We start from the raw sequence: 14,563 nt of genomic DNA, 5'->3' as shown, positions 1-14,563 counted from the left end.
CACCGGGACTCGCCCACCCGGCAGGGATGTGGCACCCTTCACGCCATGCGTGGAGCCGATCACCATCCGTCACGTCGCAGATTCCTCGACGCCACCGGCGCCATGGTGGCGATCGGTCTCACCGCCGGGTGCGAATCGCACGCCGACCGGCCGGACGGCCCCGGCGCCGCCGCGCCGGCCACCCCGTCACCCCGGCCGGTGGCCCCGGCGGGCAGGCACCAGGCGGGCGTCACCGTCCCGCAGCCCGCCCAGCGCAACCTGCTGGCCGTGGTGGCCGACCTCGGCCCCGGCGTGGCCGCCGGCCCGCTGCTGGCCGAACTCGGCCGTACCGTCCTGACCTTGGCGGCAGGGACCGACGCCCGGCTGATGGGCCTGCCGCCGGGCGACCTGACGGTGACGGTCGGGGTGGGCCCGCGGCTGGTCCGCACGGCCGGTCCGTCCCTGCCCGGCGCGGCCGACCTCCCGCGGTTCTCCCGCGAGCGGATCCCCCCGCAGGCGCGCGGGGGCGACCTCCTGATACAGGTCTGCGCGACCGACGCCCTGCTGCCGCCGGTCGCCGCCAACGCCCTGCTGGACCAGGCCGGCGACCGCCTCCGTGAACGTTGGCGCCAGTCGGGGCACCGCGGCGCGGACGTCCCCGTGGACAAGGGCCGCAGCGCGCCACGCAACCTGCTCGGCTTCGTCGACGGCATCGTGGGCCCGCACACCGCCGAGGCGCAGGAACGGCACCTGTGGCTGGCCGGACCCGCGCCGGTGGCCGGCGGCACCCTCGCCGTACTGCGGCGCATGGAACTCGACCTGCCGCGCTTCGCCGCGCTCACCGTCGCCGAGCAGGAGGCGGTCTTCGGCCGGCGCCGGGCCACCGGCAACCCGCTCTCCGGCGGCGCCATCGCCTCGGACCCGCAGCTCGGCGCCAAGACCGCCGACGGACGCTACCTGATCCCCGCCGACGCCCACGTCCGCAGGGCCAACGCCAACGCGGTCGGCGCCGGCCTGATGCTCCGCCGCTCCTACAGCATCGACGAACCGGCCCCGGGCCTGCTCTTCATCAGCTTCCAGAACGACATCCGGACCTTCACCGACACGCTCACGCGCATGGACAGCTCCGACGCGCTGCTGCCGTACACCACCACCACCGCAGGCGCGGCGTTCCTGATCCTCCCCGGCTTCGGCGAAGCGAAGCCGCTCGGCTCGACGCTGTTCCGCTGACCCCGCTCCCGGACGCCCGGGCGGGCCCCCGGATCCGCCGTGCCGGCGCGGGCCGGCGGCACGGATCAGCGGTCATAGCCGCTGACCTGGGGCCGGGACGCGGAATTCACCGCAGCAGGGGCAGTTCGGTAGCACGTTCACGCCCCCTTTCACCATGCCGCAATTGCGCCGCGGCTGAGGTATAGGTGCGGTGAGAGGCCGCTGTTACTGTCGTTGCGACCAGGAATGCGGTCGCAGAATTCCCCCCACGGTAACGAGGCGTCAGATTGGTCCAGCCCAAGAGAAACGCAACCGTCACACCCGGATCGCCGATCGCCGTCCGGCCAGGTGCGTTCTCGACGCGTGCGGCGGATTTCGTGCGGTCAACGGCACATTCCTGTGAATGGAAACGGTGTCCCACTCCGATCCAGAAGGGGTCAACATGCGCGTTACCCGGACGATTGCGGGGGCGACGGCCGCCCTCACCGCCGTTCTCGGGCTGAGCCTGGCGACCGCCGGCTCCGCCTCCGCTGCGGGCGGTGGCAGCTGGCACGCCTACGGCAACACCAACCCGATCACCTCCAGCTCCAGCACCTGGGTGTGCGGCACCACCAAGACGGTCGCCAGCGAGGTGGGCGCCCAGGTCTGCGCGATCAGGGCGCCGGGTGGAGGCGCGGTGCAGGGGGCGGTGATCGTGCGCAACAACCGGTCCTCCGCCTACAGCACGTCCGCAGAGGTGACGCTCCACGACTGGAGCGCCGACGTCACGTGGGGGTGTGCGTCCTCGGGGGTCGCGGCGAATTCCTGGTCGGTGTGCTTCTCGCCGACCGTCGCCGACGACTACTACGTGTATGCGAGCGGATATGCCAACGGTGTGGCCCTGCCGGCAAGCGGAGATGCCTGAGCGGGAATTCCCGGCAGAGCGAATTGTGCGGTCCCGGCCTCCGGTGCGTCCTGAACGAAGAAGAAACATTCACAGGTCGGGCAGGGGTGCGCCGGATGCCCGGTGATCTCCGGGTGCTGTTTTCGGGGATCGCATTCAGGGGCCGTGCTCGCATGACCGGGGCGTGCGGTGCGCCACTCCCACCGCGCTCGTTTCCCTGACGCGGTCACCTGGCACCCCCTCGAATTCGGCATGAGCCCCGATCCACCGTGGATCGGGGCTCATGGGGTGGGGACGCCGGGCTGCGTGGGGTGTCGCCGTCTACGGGGTGCCGCTCCGCCGGTAGCCGGCCCAGAGGCGGCCCCCGGCCCGGGCCAGGACCTCGTCGACGGTGGCGACCAGGGGGGAGGTCCGGCCCGCGAGCGCCCGCCGGACGTCGTGGTGCAGGCGCGCGCTCAGGCCGGGCGCCGTGGCGTCGAGGCGGCGGGCCAGCCATTTGCCGCCGCCGTTCCAGGCGGTGTCGAGGGCCAGGGACAGTTCGGCCGTGCGGCGGGCGAGTTCGGTGCAGATGAAGAGGCGCTCAGCCGGGTCGGTGCACCCTTCGAGGTCGTCGAGCAGATCGGTGAGGGCGTAGCGGCGGTCGTCGATCTCCTCGGCAGGCATCGGGGGCGGCCCGGCGGCGGCCAGCGACTTCGCGCGGGCGCTGACGCGCGCGCCTGCCCCGTCCCGGTCGAAGAGCAGGATGCCTTTCGCGCACATCCACAGGAGCGGGGACCTGCGGTTGCGGACCTCGCGCTCGACGAAGGCGTGCCAGGACTCCTCGGTGTGCACGAACAGCTCCGCGGGCCAGCCGTGTTCGTGGACGCTCAGCCGGTACGGGGCGGGGGCGCCGTGGAGCAGGACGACGATGTCCAGGTCGGAGGTCGCCGTACGGCGGTCCGTGATGACGCTGCCGCCGAGGAAGGCGGCCCGGGCGCCGGGGTGGTGCTCCTCGACAAGGGTGTGCGCGGCGTCGACCGGTTCCATGGGGCAATTCTCGGCGGGAAGCGGGCTGAGCGCGCCGCACTTTGCGCCGAAGCGCCAGGACCCGGAGGACGCCTCCCACGTCGGCGAACGCGGTGGCGAGACTGCCGCCCACGGTCGTCACGCCGCCGATCGAGGCGAGAGCCGCCGAGATCCGCTCACCGTCACAGGCACTCACCGGCGGGAGCGGTAGCGTGGTCCGCCTGCCGGCGGGCGACTGTGGCGCGCGGACTCTGGGCAGGGATGACGTTCTCCGGCGCCGCTCCCCAGGGTGGCGGTCGTTGTTCACGGCCGGGCGCCGACAGGGACGGGGGAACGAGTGACTGACCAGCCGGTTTTCGTCCTGGGAGAGGAACTGCAGGCCTTGGAGCCGGCAGCGTTCGAGACCGAGGCCGAGTTCCAGAGGCTGCTGGCCCGCCATCCACGGGTGCTGGACTTCGTCGGTGAAGCGGACCATGAAGCGGACGACTTCGTTGGGCGTGTAGTACGTACCCCTCCGCTGTCGCAATTCGGGATCGTAAGCGCTCAGGAGCCGTCGGAGATGTGGAGGTAGGCGTCTCCGTTCCCGTCCTTGAGCATTTCCGGGTCGGCCGCGGAGACGTCGATCAACAAGTCGACGACCCCCCGAAGGTCGTCCAGAGCTTCGTCCGTCAGCGCTGCGAGGGCCTTGCTCATCCGGGAGTGACGTTTGCCGAGCCGCCCGACGACGTCGGGGAGGGAGAGCCTCCCCAGATCGATGCCCTCCCACTGGGCCAGCGCAGCAGGGCGCAGATCCTCGCGATGTGCTTGGCCAGTTCGCGATGCTGCCGAGCGTCACTGGTGCAGGTGTCAGGAAGATGCTGATCACCCGCTCGAAGTGGCTGTCCAGGGCGGGCAAAGGGCGCGTCCGTGCGACCAGGTCGCCGGTCGGGTGCCCGGTGGGGCCGACCTGGACGCCGAAGCGCTATCGCCCAGTCGTACCCGTCGCGGTACAGGACGTTCGGGAGGGCGTCACCATGTCCCGCAGCAGGTGCTGCTGCCCGCTGAGCTCACCGATGGCGGAACTTTGAATGACGGTCTGTGAATTGTGTCAACGTGGTCTAGCCTCGGTTGGTGATGGGCCTCGTGTACGCTCCAGGTATGACGGACAATGTTGCGGCATCGGCCGGCTCACTCGTCACCGCTTCCGAGATTGCCCGTCTGGCCGGAGTCACACGGGCGGCCGTCTCCAACTGGCGGCGTCGCTATGACGACTTCCCCGCACCTGCCGGAGGTGGCGCCAACAGTCCCCTTTACGCCCTCGCTGATGTCCAGGCGTGGCTGGACAGGCAGCGCGGGGGCCAGGAAGTTTCCCCGGAGGTGCAGCTGTGGCAGGCCCTCAGGGCTGCGTACGGCGAGCAGATGGTCGCGGGACTGGCAGGGGTGGCAGCGATGCTGGCCGGAGAGAGCGACGCGGAGTTGCCGGACGACGTTGCTACCCGGGTGAGGCAGCTGGCCCGCACGGAAACACCCGCTGACCTGGTAAACGGGCTCACCGAGCGTTTCATGGACTCGGCCCGGCGTGCGGGGTCGGAGCAGGTGACACCCGACCGCGTGGTGCGTGCCGTGTGCCACTTCGCTCCCGGGCTCCCGGCCGACGCCACGGTGTTCGATCCGGCATGCGGGATCGGATCGCTGCTCCTGTCCGCCGCCTCGCAGAGCGGGATGCGCTGCTTCGGTCAGGAGCTGGATCTGGACAGCGCGCGTTTCGCACAGCTGCGTACCGGCCTGGCGGGTCGCTCAGGCGTGCATGTCGTGGCCGGTGACTCGCTCCGCGCGGACGCATGGCCGGATCTCAGGGCGCATTTGGTTCTCTGTGATCCACCGGCGGGTGTCACCGAGTGGGGGCGAGAGGAATTGCTGCTCGACTCACGGTGGGAGTTCGGTACTCCGTCCAAGGCCGAGGGGGAACTCGCATGGCTTCAACATGCCTATGCGCACACCCGACCTGGCGGCCACGTTCTCATGGTCATGCCGGCATCGGTTGCCTACCGCAAGGCGGGACGTCGGATCCGGTCGGAGCTCGTACGCCGGGGGATCGTACGTCAAGTGGTCGCTCTGCCGCCGGGGACGGCCACTTCCCACGCCTTGCCGATCCATCTCTGGATTTTGCAGCGACCCGGAAGTGCCAACGCCGATGTCAGCGGTACGGTGCGCATGATCGATCTGACCGGCAACGCACCCGAAGGAAGCCTGAAACCACGGCCCGACCAAATCGCCGACGTGCCATTGATCGAACTCCTTGACGACGTCGTGGATCTGACCCCCGCCAGCCATCTCCGCGCCCGGCACCGTGACTACCTCGCGGACTACATCGCTCTGCGCAACGAGCTGCACGACCAGATCCGGCGCCTTGCCGCATCTCTGCCGGAGCTTGTCGCCGGCGGCGGGCCGGGAGCACTGGACAGTGCCGGTACAAGCATTGCAGAGCTTGCCCGAGCGGGGCTGGTCACGTACGAGGGCCAGGAACCGGTCTCCGCCAGCGCACAGCTGGACACGGACTACCTCCAGGGATTTCTGCGCAGCTCCCTCAACAACCGCCGATCCACAAGCGCGAGCGGAAGCTTTCGAGCCGACAGCCGCGGCGCACGCATCCCGAGCATGAGCATTGACGATCAGCGTCGTTACGGCGCGGCCTTCAGATCCCTGGCCACATTCGAGAAGAGTATGCGGACGATCGAGGACCTCAGCCGCCGGCTCGCGGAGGTCGCCCAGGAGGGCCTCTCCTCAGGTGCCCTGTCGCCCGACAGCTGATGGGGTGCGCGGCAAAAACGTGCTCGGAACTCCGCTCCAGGTCACGCTCAGCGCTTCACGGGCGCGTGTACAGGCGACGAAGAGGAGGCAGCGTTCCCGCAGCAGATCCGCTTCATGCTGCATCGGGTCGGCCTCTCGCGGGGTGATCTCGCGGGTGAAGGGGACCATGCCCTCGTCGACGCCGAGAACGCATACCGCGCGGAATTCCAGCCCTTTCATCGCGTGCATGGTTGCCAGACGCACTCCGTCGGTGCCATGCCCGCCCCTTCCTCTGACCCGCACAACTGGAATGCCCACCGTCCGAAGCCCTTCCTCGGCCGCGTCCAGGACACGGTTGAATCGGGCGCACACCCCGATCTCTCGTGGGGCGATGCCTTCGTCGAGCAGCGAACGGACCTTGGCGGCGAGAGCGCCGATCTCCTCCGGGCGGGCCGCGTACCCCTCGACTCGGGGACTGCGCCCGTGCAGCAGCGAACGGTATCCCGCGAGCGAGTCCGTGCCCTCGCCGTCGAGTCCTTCCACGACGACCGACGCGAGGAGCCGCGCGGACCAGGAGAGGATCTCCTCGGTCGAGCGGTAGTTGACGCGAAGCCGGAAGCTGCGACCCGCGGTGGCAATGCCGAGTGAGCCCAGCGAGACCCGGGAGTCGTAGATCCGCTGGTGCGGGTCGCCGGTGACGAACAGGTCGTCGGGGCCAGGGGACACGGCGGCGCGCAACACCCGCCACTGCGCCGGATGCAGATCCTGCGCCTCGTCGACGACGACGTGGGAGTACGGGGGCGCCTCGTCGGCGAGGAGATCCGCGGCGCGGGCGCAGATGTTCAGGTGGGTCGTCTCGCCCCGCTCGGCGAGCAGCCGTTCGAACAGCTCCAGGCTGCTCCACACCTGTCGGCGTCGCGCCGGGCCGAGTGCGGTGCCTCGGCCGCGGCGGCTCGCGCCGAGGTAGGCGTCGAGGTGACGGAGGTTCTGGCCGAGAACAACGTGCCGGTACTCCTGCGCCATGAACTGCGCGGTGAAGGGCAGATCGCGCTGCTTGACGACGCTTTCCCACAGCTGCCGCTGTTCCCGGTCCCCGGCCGGTGTGAGCCCGGTCGTCGACTTGGCCCGCACGACACCGTTCGCGTAGGCGTCGACCGTCGTCACGTCGACCCTGCCGAGAAGTCTCTCGTCGCCTTCGAGGAGCAGGCCCAGCATTTCCCGAAGACCGGCGGCGAGCGCGTTCGTGTAGGTGGTGAGCAGGATGCGGCCGTTCTCCGAGCGGCTGAGCAGGTGCTTGACGCGGTGAACGGCCGCGACGGTCTTGCCGGTTCCCGGGCCGCCGGTGACCTGGGCGGGACCTCCGTACGACGTGCGGTACGCGACGCGACGCTGCGACGGGTGGAGGAAGACCCGCCAGGCGTCGAAGGGCTTCGCCAGGATCTCCTCGAGTTCGTGCGGCCCGGTGACCAGACGGATGCGCGCGGAGGTGTTGGAGATGACTGTTGCCAGGTCCTCCACCGGCTCGGCGGGAGCGTCGGCGGGCCGGCGGACGGCGACGACGTCCCGGTAGACCTCGTCCGGGCTGAATCCCTCGGCGAGGTATTGCAGCACCTCCAGCTGGTCCTCCGGCAGGAGCGTGGCGAACGCCTCCAGCTGTGCCTTGTCCGCCAGCGAGCGTGCGGCGCGGAGCACCTGGTCGTCGATGCCCAGCTCGCGCAGCGTCCGGTCCGAGACCCCTGCGAACAGCAGCCGCGGAGCGGTTCGCGCTGCGGTCTCGTAGAGCGGGGTCAGCTCGTCGATTGCGACGGCATCGCGTACCTCAAGGGCACGGGTCGCGCTGTTCGCGCTGTACAGGCGCTTGGCCGCCCACGTGTACGCGTCGTCGTGCGGGAGGACCTTGACGAGGAGGAACATGTCGCTGCCGTCGTCAGGGGCGAGGACCACACCCCGCCAGAAGTCGGTGATGCGAATGGTGCGCATCCGCGGGTCACGGGCGTTCTCGACGGATTCGAGGTGCAGCCCCTTGTCCGCGTTGAGTTCCGCGACGTTCATGGCGTGGAACTTCGCCATGGCCTTGCGTACTCCGGCCCGGACGGGCCTTTCCAGACCGTCGTAGCCGTCCCAGAAGCTCTGGGCGAAGGCGAGCCGGGGCATGGTCCCTGTCCTCTCTTCCTGGCGGCACTTCGTGCTTACGGTTGCAGGGCCACCGCGGCCAGTCGACCGGCGATCTCCCGTAGGGTCGACACGAGCCGCGCGGGTTCGCGCGCGAGGTCGAGACTGTGCAGGTGGAGCCGGATTCCCCGGCCACCCGGTCCCGCGGTGCTTCCCCGGATCTCGTGGAAGCGCTCGGGCTGCCGACCCGCCGCGTACACCAGGTGGGCCTCGGGCAGTCTCAGCACCGTGGCATAGGCGAGCGCCTGGTACAGGTCGGCGTTGAGGAGCCCGTCGGGCTTCTCGACCTTGTATTTGGCGTCGACGACGGCGAGTGCGGTGCGGCCGTCGCCGGTGCGTGCGACGAGGTCGGGGCGGATCTTCACCTTTCCCGCGGTGTCCAGGTGGTGGGGGTCCTGCAGGTAAGCCGTCAGACCCCGTTCACGCAGTGCCTCGCGCAGGGCGACGGTGACGAAATCCTCGAACACCTTGTTCATGTCGAGCAGGAAGCCGTCGATGGAGAGGGGGTCGGGCCCGGTCGGGCGGTGCTCCGGTGAAACGCCACGAAGCACGGCCTCGGCCAGCCTCAGCGCAGTCTGGTAGCGCGAGTTCAGACGTGACGGCTGCCAGCGCGGCAGCTCCTGCCCGCGTACGAGTGGCAGCGCATCGGCGAGACGTACCCGCTGACGGGCGAGGCGCCGGCGGACCACGCCCGGAACTCCCGGCAACCGCAGCAGCCGCTCGGCGGCGGCGCGCAGGATCCGGTTCTCGGCGGTGTCGGCCGTGTACGCGTCGTAGGTGACCTCCACAGGCGGCGTTCGGCCGAAACGGCGCCGGATCTGCTCCGACTCAAGCACCCGTCCCCGTACGACGAGGGCGGATTCCTCCACCTGTCGGTAACCCTGGAGAACCCCCTGCCGCAGTGCCGCATCGATCCGTCGTTCCACGGCGTGCGCAAGAGCGGGTACGACGTCGTTGTACGTGCCGGTGTCGATCGTTCCTTCTGCGCTGTCGCGCCAGGCACGGGCCGGATCGAGGCTGAAGCCCAGGAGGAAGAACAACCGGTCCACCGGCGTCTTGGGCAGGATCCGCAGGACCAGGCCGCCGGGCGCGTGCACGGCGCCGACACGGCTGCCTGCTCGCAGCAGCCAGTTCCCGTTCACGGCAGGATCCGGGGTCGCGCTCTGCAGGATGCCGGACGCAGCGAGGGTGCGGCCGGCCTCGGCGGCCAGCGGGACGGAAACCGCAGGCCCGTACTCGCGCAGCGTCACCTCAGGCACGGTCGCGGATGCTCTCGTAGAGGGCCTCCAGACCGTAGCGGGCTGCGATGTCGATGCCCTCACCGTAGTGGTGTTCCTCGAGCAGCGGCAGGATCTTCGTGCGCCAGGTCCTGTCGAGACCCTTCTCGCGATATACGCCCGGCTTCATCAGATAGGAGGGGCCGATCGCGAAGTCGGCGTCGTCGATACGTGAGTTGAGGGCGTCCAGAAGGCGGGCGGGTTCCTGGTCACGCCCCTCGCCCGCGAGCCAGCGGGCAAGCATCCCCGCGGTCGGCTCGACGCGCGGGGACAGCTCGACGAAGGCGAACCGGCGCCGCATCGCCGCGTCGACCAGGGCGATGGACCGGTCGGCGGTGTTCATCGTGCCGATCACGAACAGGTTCTGCGGGAGCGTGAAATCGTCCCCCGAGTAGGTGAGGCGAAGGCTTCTGCGCCGGTATTCCAGGAGGAAGTAGAGCTCGCCGAAGACCTTCGCCAGATTCGCCCGGTTGATCTCGTCGATGATCAGGAAGTGCGGGATGTGGGCGCTGCCTTCACGCCGCGCGCGGTCAGCGAGCTCGCGCAGCGGCCCGGCCGTCAGACGGAAGGCGACCTCCCTCGTCTCCGGGTCCTCCACCGGACGGAATCCCTCGAAGAAGTCCTCGTACGCGTACGAGGGGTGGAACTGCACGACCTTGACCTGCTCGGGACCGCCACCGAAGTGCTCGGCCAGCTTCATGGCCATGTACGTCTTACCGGTGCCCGGCGGGCCGTAGAAGACGAGCTGCTTCTCGTCGAGCAGCAGTTCGCGTACCTCATCGAGCCACGAAGGGTCGTGGACGAGGAGCTTTGCGGCCATCTCGGCCGTGACCTCGGGGAACGACAACTCGCGCGGCGCTGACGTCTCCGCGACGTCGCGCACGGCGGCATCCGCTCCAGTGGCGAGGCCCGTGTGCTCCGGCTGCCCGGCGAGCCCGTCCAGCGCCTCCAACTCGCCGGTCAGGTCGACGACGTCGTGCTGGACGGACAGCTTCTGGCGGACCTCCTCCGGCAGTTCCTCGTACGCATGGCCGTCCGGAAACCAGTCGACGCTCCGGCGCACGTTCGACAGCCCGTCCTGCGACGGGCTCTGCACGGCCTCGCCGGTGATCCGCCCGAGGAAGAGCCGGTTGTCGCCGGTGGTGACCACGGTGTCGCCGACACGCATCTGCGTGAGGAAGGCGTGCAGCTCGTCGACGAGTCCCTGCTTCTGGTTGTACGAGGCGGCACCCTCGTACCCCTCTTCCACGAAGCGGCGCAGCGCGCTCTTGGTCGGTGGCCCGGCCGCCTCGAGCTTGGGCAGATACGTACCCGGGAGCGAGACGAACCCCTCCGCGAACCACAGACCCCGCACCAGGTTGTGCCCCGACACGTTGGACCCGCGTACGAGCCACGCCTTGCGGGGAGCGCGCCAGCTCAGCGCCAGGTAGTCCGCCATCGGATGCCCTTCCGCGGTGCGCCAGGACTCCGGCCCTGAGGCGTCGTAGCCGTACACCAGCGCAGCGGCGGCGGAGGGTGAGTTGCACTCGATGTCCCGGGCGGCCACCCAGCAGGGTGCCGCGTGCGGTCGGGCGGGGTCGGCCGGCGCATCGACGAGCGCGCCCTCTGCCCGCAGCTCCGCCCGGCGACGCCGGCCGTACTCCCCGAGCCCCGGTCGTGCGCCGGCGTCCACTACGGAGCCTGCCGTGAGGAGGAACTTGTAGGAGCCGTTGTTGCCCAACTCGTCGAGCAGATACCCGTGCGCCTCCCGGTCGAACTTGGGAAGCTTGATGTGGAACTCGGGTGCGTCGGCGAGGCGTTCGGGCTGCGGCATGGGTGGCCCTCCGGGCGGGCGAGGTCTGCGCGGGCGTTGCACACACCCTACTCGTTGACACTGTCAAGTCCCTGCTCTCTTTCGCGGCATGTTGACGATGTCAACGTGTTTATTCTACGATTGATCCCTCCCGGCTGACTGTGTGGGCGCCATCGGATGTCGGCCCCGTACTGCGGCTTCGCCACGTTGGAGACCTGAATGAGCACTCACGCCGAACCGCTCGCCGACGGTGCAGTCCCGATGAGCGCGTATGAGCGGCAGGTATGGGGCACGCTCAACGAGCACTGGCAGCGCCGCGTCGGTCGCCGCGGTCTGCCGACCTGGGCGGGCACCGCGCTCAGTCGAACGGGTGAGGCCGCCGGGCGTGCCGTGAGACGGGCTGCGGACGCCGTACCGGAGGCGGTCGCCGAACCTGTCCGTCGCGCAGGCGAGGCGGTCGCCGACACGGCCTTACGACCGGCGCTCGCAGCCGCGGCAGGGCTGCTCGAACTGGTCAACGACTGGGCCTCGGATCTCAACGACCCGAAGAGCGTCGAGGATCTCGCCCGCAAGCTCGGTGTGGAGCTCGACAGTTTCACCGAACTTCGGCAGCAGGATCTCAAGGTCTGCGATCGGCTGCTGACCCGCAACACCCTCAAGTGGCGCACCGCCGGTGCCTTCGAAGGTGGCGCCATGGGCTTCCTGGCCATGGTCCCCGTCGCCGGGGTACCCGTCGCGATGACAGCGGACGTCCTCGTCGTCCAGGTCCTGAGCACGTCGATCGCATCGCGCATCGCGTACTCCTACGGCTACGACGCCAAGGATCCCCAGGAGCAGGTCTTCATCCAGCGCCTTGTGCAGCGGTCCTTCATGGCGCAGGCGGCCAAGGCCAAGCCGTTGCGCGAGACCGCGCAGGCGGCCAACGCGATCAAGGGACGCGTGAAGTGGTCGAACAAGCTGCGCCAGGATCACCGCCTCCTTGCCGCCCTTGAGAAGCTGATGCAGCGGATGGGCCCGGCCGGCTCCAGGGTGCCGGTTCAGAACGTGGCCAAGGCCGTGCCGGTCGTGGGCATCCTCATCGGAGCGGGCATGAATTCCGCGATCCTCGGTAGGGTGGCTGCCGACGCCCAGCGGTACTGCCAAACCCGCTTTCTCTGCGACAAGTACGGGCTTCCGCTGCCGGCCGCGCTGTTGATCGACCCGGACGACGAACCTCGGAGCGAAGCCCCGGAATGACCGCCGCAGGCCCACGGCGCAGGATCGCGCTGCCCGCTGTGAGCTAGGCCCGGGCCGATCTCCGGCCTCGGTTGCGCATGTGGGGTCCGGTGATCATGGTGGCGGGGTGCGCGGAAGGATGCTTGGGACGCCGACTACTGCCGAGGGTCAGGGCCCGGAAGTGGCGTCGGACCACCGCGTCCTCGCCGAGGAAGAGGGCGCGGGGCGTGTACGCGGGGGTGCCGAGTGAGCCTGCCTCAAGGGCGGGCAGGTAGTTCCAACGCACAGCGGGATGTGCGGAGTGTGCATAGTGGTAGAGGTCGCCGTAGGGAAGCCAGGTGCCGCGTGCGAGCAGCGCGAGGACCGGGTTGCGCGGGTACAGGCGCAGGCAGCGGGCAGCTTCCATAACTGCCGGCGGGCCCGTGAGGGGTTCCGCGTCCCACCAGCGGTGCTCGACCAGAAGGGACAGCCAGGCGAGCTGCGGATACAGCAGCAGCCGCGGTACGGCATAGGCGAAGAGCACGGCCTTCCAGCCGAAGACGCCCGCGACGGCTGCGGGCAGCACGGCGAAGCCGAGCAGGCGCCACCGACGACCGGGGCCTGCAACGAGGTTGGAGGCGATGCCCCGCAGCGTCGTGACGATCCCGGCCGGGGTGAGCGGGAAGACGAGCGCACGCAGGAAGCGTCGACGGCTGACGCCGGCGGAGAGCCCCGAGTCGTGAAGCTCTCGGAGATTGGGGTCCACACCGGACAGCGTCGCATTGGGGTGGTGCTCGCGTACGTGACGTCTGCGCCGGGCGGACACCGGCCCGAGACCGAGCGGGACATGGACGGCCGCCTCGCTGAGCGCCGTACCCGCACGGCCGCTGCGCGTCAGCACGCCGTGGACGCCGAAGTGGCTGACTTCCTGCAGGTGGCGGAACTTGACCCCGCCGGCGGCCGTGGCGAGAGCCCAGCCCCAGGGACCGCCATGAGCGGCGACCAGGCACCACCCCGTGAACTCCAGCCAGTGGCCGAGCAGCAGCAGCGCCGGTGTGACGTCGTTGGCGCGTGCGCGCTGGAGCGTAGTGACGTCCCGCAGCGTGGCAGCGGGTAAGCGCCCGCGACGGGGGCTGAACCACCAGCGGTCCGCCTGCCGTAAGGCCGTACCCGCGCCGATGACGGCGAAGATCTCCGGACGAATGACCAAACCTCCCCCTCGTCTCGTTGCCGGAGCGGGAGCGGGAGCGTGGCGGGGCGGTGTCTCAGAGTTCCGCGGGGCCCTTCACTGCCATCTCGATCCCGGCTTCCTGCAGATGCTTGAGATTGTCGCCGTTCAGCTCGGCGAAGGCATCGGCTTCGCCGAGGAACACCTCGCCCTGGTAGTCGATCGGCCCGCCGCCGAGCAGTACCGCCGGGTCGAGTTCGGTGGCGTAGACCTTGGTCGCGTTGCCCTCCAGCACGGGACGCCACTGCTCGCCGTCGGTCTGCAGCCAGCTGCGTGCGACACCCCCCGGGTTGCGGACGACCACCGGACGATCCGGCTCGACCCGTCCCAGGCGGGAGAGCACGGCGCGGGAGGCGGCGACGCCGGAGCCGCACGAGGGCGTGAGACCGGCTCCTCGCTCGAAGGTGCGGATGAACACCTCGGCCTCGGCCAGCGGCCGCACGAACGAGACGTTCGCACCGATGGGAAACACGTCCGGAGTGTTGGCGACGCGGGTGCCGGTGGCGACCAGCTCGTGCTCGTTGTAGGTGTCGTCGAGCACGGTGACCAGGTGCGAGTTGGGCACAGCCGCAGCGGAGACGTGCCGGGTGGCGTGGTACGCGGGAAGCGTCCGGTCGACGAAGGGCCACTCGGCGTCGGCGACGATCGGCTCCGCCGGCGTGAAGTCGACCGGCGGCAGGGAGACGGAGACCTGCCGCACCCCCTGCGGAGTGGTGTCCGCCGCGCGGACCGTGAACATGTGGGGCCCGGTACGCAGCACGACCTCCTCCGCCTGGTATCGGTCGAGCAGCAGCCGCCCGGCCCCGCGCATCCCGTTGCCGCACAGGAGCGAGGGGGAGCCGTCGGGGTTGTAGAAATACGCTTCGGCGGTGCCGTCGCCGTTGTCAGCGACGAAGTAGACGCCATCCCCGCCAAGCCCCCTGCGGCGGTCGCACAGCAGCTGTACGGCGCGGGGGACGTCGGCGTCCGCGAAGTGGTCGCCCGGGGCGCCGTCGATCACGAAGATGTCGTTGAGACTGCCGTGCGTCTTGGTGATCGAGAGAGCCATCGCTTCC

Annotated in this window: 11 protein-coding genes; 4 read left to right on the top strand and 7 right to left on the bottom strand. The window is 69.8% G+C overall.

Translation table 11 applies throughout. The annotated features are described in order from the left end of the window. Positions 1–45 precede the first annotated feature (45 nt). Positions 46–1,209, top strand: a complete 1,164-nt coding sequence (locus ACH4SE_RS01005) for a Dyp-type peroxidase (protein ID WP_398541130.1) — start codon at positions 46–48, stop codon at positions 1,207–1,209. A 421-nt stretch (positions 1,210–1,630) separates the two neighbouring features. After that, complete coding sequence (locus ACH4SE_RS01000) at positions 1,631–2,092, top strand: hypothetical protein (protein ID WP_398541129.1); 462 nt, start codon at positions 1,631–1,633, stop codon at positions 2,090–2,092. 300 nt (positions 2,093–2,392) lie between these two features. Here the strand turns inward: ACH4SE_RS01000 and ACH4SE_RS00995 are convergent, their stop codons facing one another. Together ACH4SE_RS00995 and ACH4SE_RS00990 are read right to left on the bottom strand one after the other, a co-directional pair. Further along, on the bottom strand, positions 2,393–3,097 hold the full coding sequence (locus ACH4SE_RS00995) for a nucleotidyltransferase domain-containing protein (protein WP_398541128.1): 705 nt from the start codon (positions 3,095–3,097) through the stop codon (positions 2,393–2,395). A gap of 522 nt (positions 3,098–3,619) precedes the next feature. Next, complete coding sequence (locus tag ACH4SE_RS00990; RefSeq protein ID WP_398541127.1) at positions 3,620–3,769, bottom strand: hypothetical protein; 150 nt, start codon at positions 3,767–3,769, stop codon at positions 3,620–3,622. A gap of 444 nt (positions 3,770–4,213) precedes the next feature. Here ACH4SE_RS00990 and ACH4SE_RS00985 point away from each other — a divergent pair, with 444 nt between their 5' ends. After that, positions 4,214–5,866 (top strand): N-6 DNA methylase, encoded by a 1,653-nt coding sequence (locus tag ACH4SE_RS00985; RefSeq protein ID WP_398541126.1) that lies wholly within the window; start codon positions 4,214–4,216, stop codon positions 5,864–5,866. Here the strand turns inward: ACH4SE_RS00985 and ACH4SE_RS00980 are convergent. The 3 genes from ACH4SE_RS00980 to ACH4SE_RS00970 are packed head-to-tail and all read right to left on the bottom strand — an operon-like array spanning position 5,840 to position 11,107. After that, positions 5,840–7,999: a UvrD-helicase domain-containing protein gene (locus ACH4SE_RS00980; RefSeq protein WP_398541125.1), complete on the bottom strand. Its 2,160-nt coding sequence runs from the start codon at positions 7,997–7,999 to the stop codon at positions 5,840–5,842. The two genes, ACH4SE_RS00985 and ACH4SE_RS00980, sit on opposite strands and share 27 nt — an antisense overlap. Positions 8,000–8,034: 35 nt before the next feature. Further along, positions 8,035–9,276 carry an McrC family protein gene (locus tag ACH4SE_RS00975; protein WP_398541124.1) on the bottom strand — a complete coding sequence of 414 codons (1,242 nt, stop codon included), beginning with the start codon at positions 9,274–9,276 and terminating at the stop codon, positions 8,035–8,037. Then, on the bottom strand, positions 9,269–11,107 hold the full coding sequence (locus ACH4SE_RS00970; RefSeq protein ID WP_398541123.1) for an AAA family ATPase: 1,839 nt from the start codon (positions 11,105–11,107) through the stop codon (positions 9,269–9,271). Before ACH4SE_RS00970 ends, ACH4SE_RS00975 begins: the two co-directional genes overlap by 8 nt. Before the next feature lie 198 nt (positions 11,108–11,305). On the opposite strand from ACH4SE_RS00970, the gene ACH4SE_RS00965 reads away from it, so the two are divergent. After that, the gene (locus tag ACH4SE_RS00965) at positions 11,306–12,322 is read left to right on the top strand and encodes an EcsC family protein (protein ID WP_398541122.1); all 1,017 of its coding nucleotides are present in this window, start codon (positions 11,306–11,308) and stop codon (positions 12,320–12,322) included. A 43-nt stretch (positions 12,323–12,365) separates the two neighbouring features. On the opposite strand, the gene ACH4SE_RS00960 is transcribed toward ACH4SE_RS00965, so the two are convergent. Together ACH4SE_RS00960 and dapF are read right to left on the bottom strand one after the other, a co-directional pair. Continuing rightward, positions 12,366–13,490 carry a fatty acid desaturase gene (locus ACH4SE_RS00960; protein ID WP_398541121.1) on the bottom strand — a complete coding sequence of 375 codons (1,125 nt, stop codon included), beginning with the start codon at positions 13,488–13,490 and terminating at the stop codon, positions 12,366–12,368. Between the two features lie 55 nt (positions 13,491–13,545). After that, complete coding sequence (gene dapF / locus ACH4SE_RS00955; protein WP_398541120.1) at positions 13,546–14,556, bottom strand: diaminopimelate epimerase; 1,011 nt, start codon at positions 14,554–14,556, stop codon at positions 13,546–13,548. Positions 14,557–14,563 lie beyond the last annotated feature (7 nt).

The sequence above is a fragment of the Streptomyces sp. NPDC020983 genome, assembly GCF_044333485.1.
Taxonomy (GTDB): domain Bacteria; phylum Actinomycetota; class Actinomycetes; order Streptomycetales; family Streptomycetaceae; genus Actinacidiphila.
This window is presented reverse-complemented; position numbering and strand designations above follow the sequence as displayed.

Coding starts and splice junctions, on each gene's coding strand:
- ACH4SE_RS01005 (WP_398541130.1), top strand. CDS start 46: ATGCGTGGAGCCGATCACCATCCGTCACGTCGCAGATTCCTCGACGCC.
- ACH4SE_RS01000 (WP_398541129.1), top strand. CDS start 1,631: ATGCGCGTTACCCGGACGATTGCGGGGGCGACGGCCGCCCTCACCGCC.
- ACH4SE_RS00995 (WP_398541128.1), bottom strand. CDS start 3,097: ATGGAACCGGTCGACGCCGCGCACACCCTTGTCGAGGAGCACCACCCC.
- ACH4SE_RS00990 (WP_398541127.1), bottom strand. CDS start 3,769: ATGAGCAAGGCCCTCGCAGCGCTGACGGACGAAGCTCTGGACGACCTT.
- ACH4SE_RS00985 (WP_398541126.1), top strand. CDS start 4,214: ATGACGGACAATGTTGCGGCATCGGCCGGCTCACTCGTCACCGCTTCC.
- ACH4SE_RS00980 (WP_398541125.1), bottom strand. CDS start 7,999: ATGCCCCGGCTCGCCTTCGCCCAGAGCTTCTGGGACGGCTACGACGGT.
- ACH4SE_RS00970 (WP_398541123.1), bottom strand. CDS start 11,107: ATGCCGCAGCCCGAACGCCTCGCCGACGCACCCGAGTTCCACATCAAG.
- ACH4SE_RS00965 (WP_398541122.1), top strand. CDS start 11,306: ATGAGCACTCACGCCGAACCGCTCGCCGACGGTGCAGTCCCGATGAGC.
- dapF (WP_398541120.1), bottom strand. CDS start 14,556: ATGGCTCTCTCGATCACCAAGACGCACGGCAGTCTCAACGACATCTTC.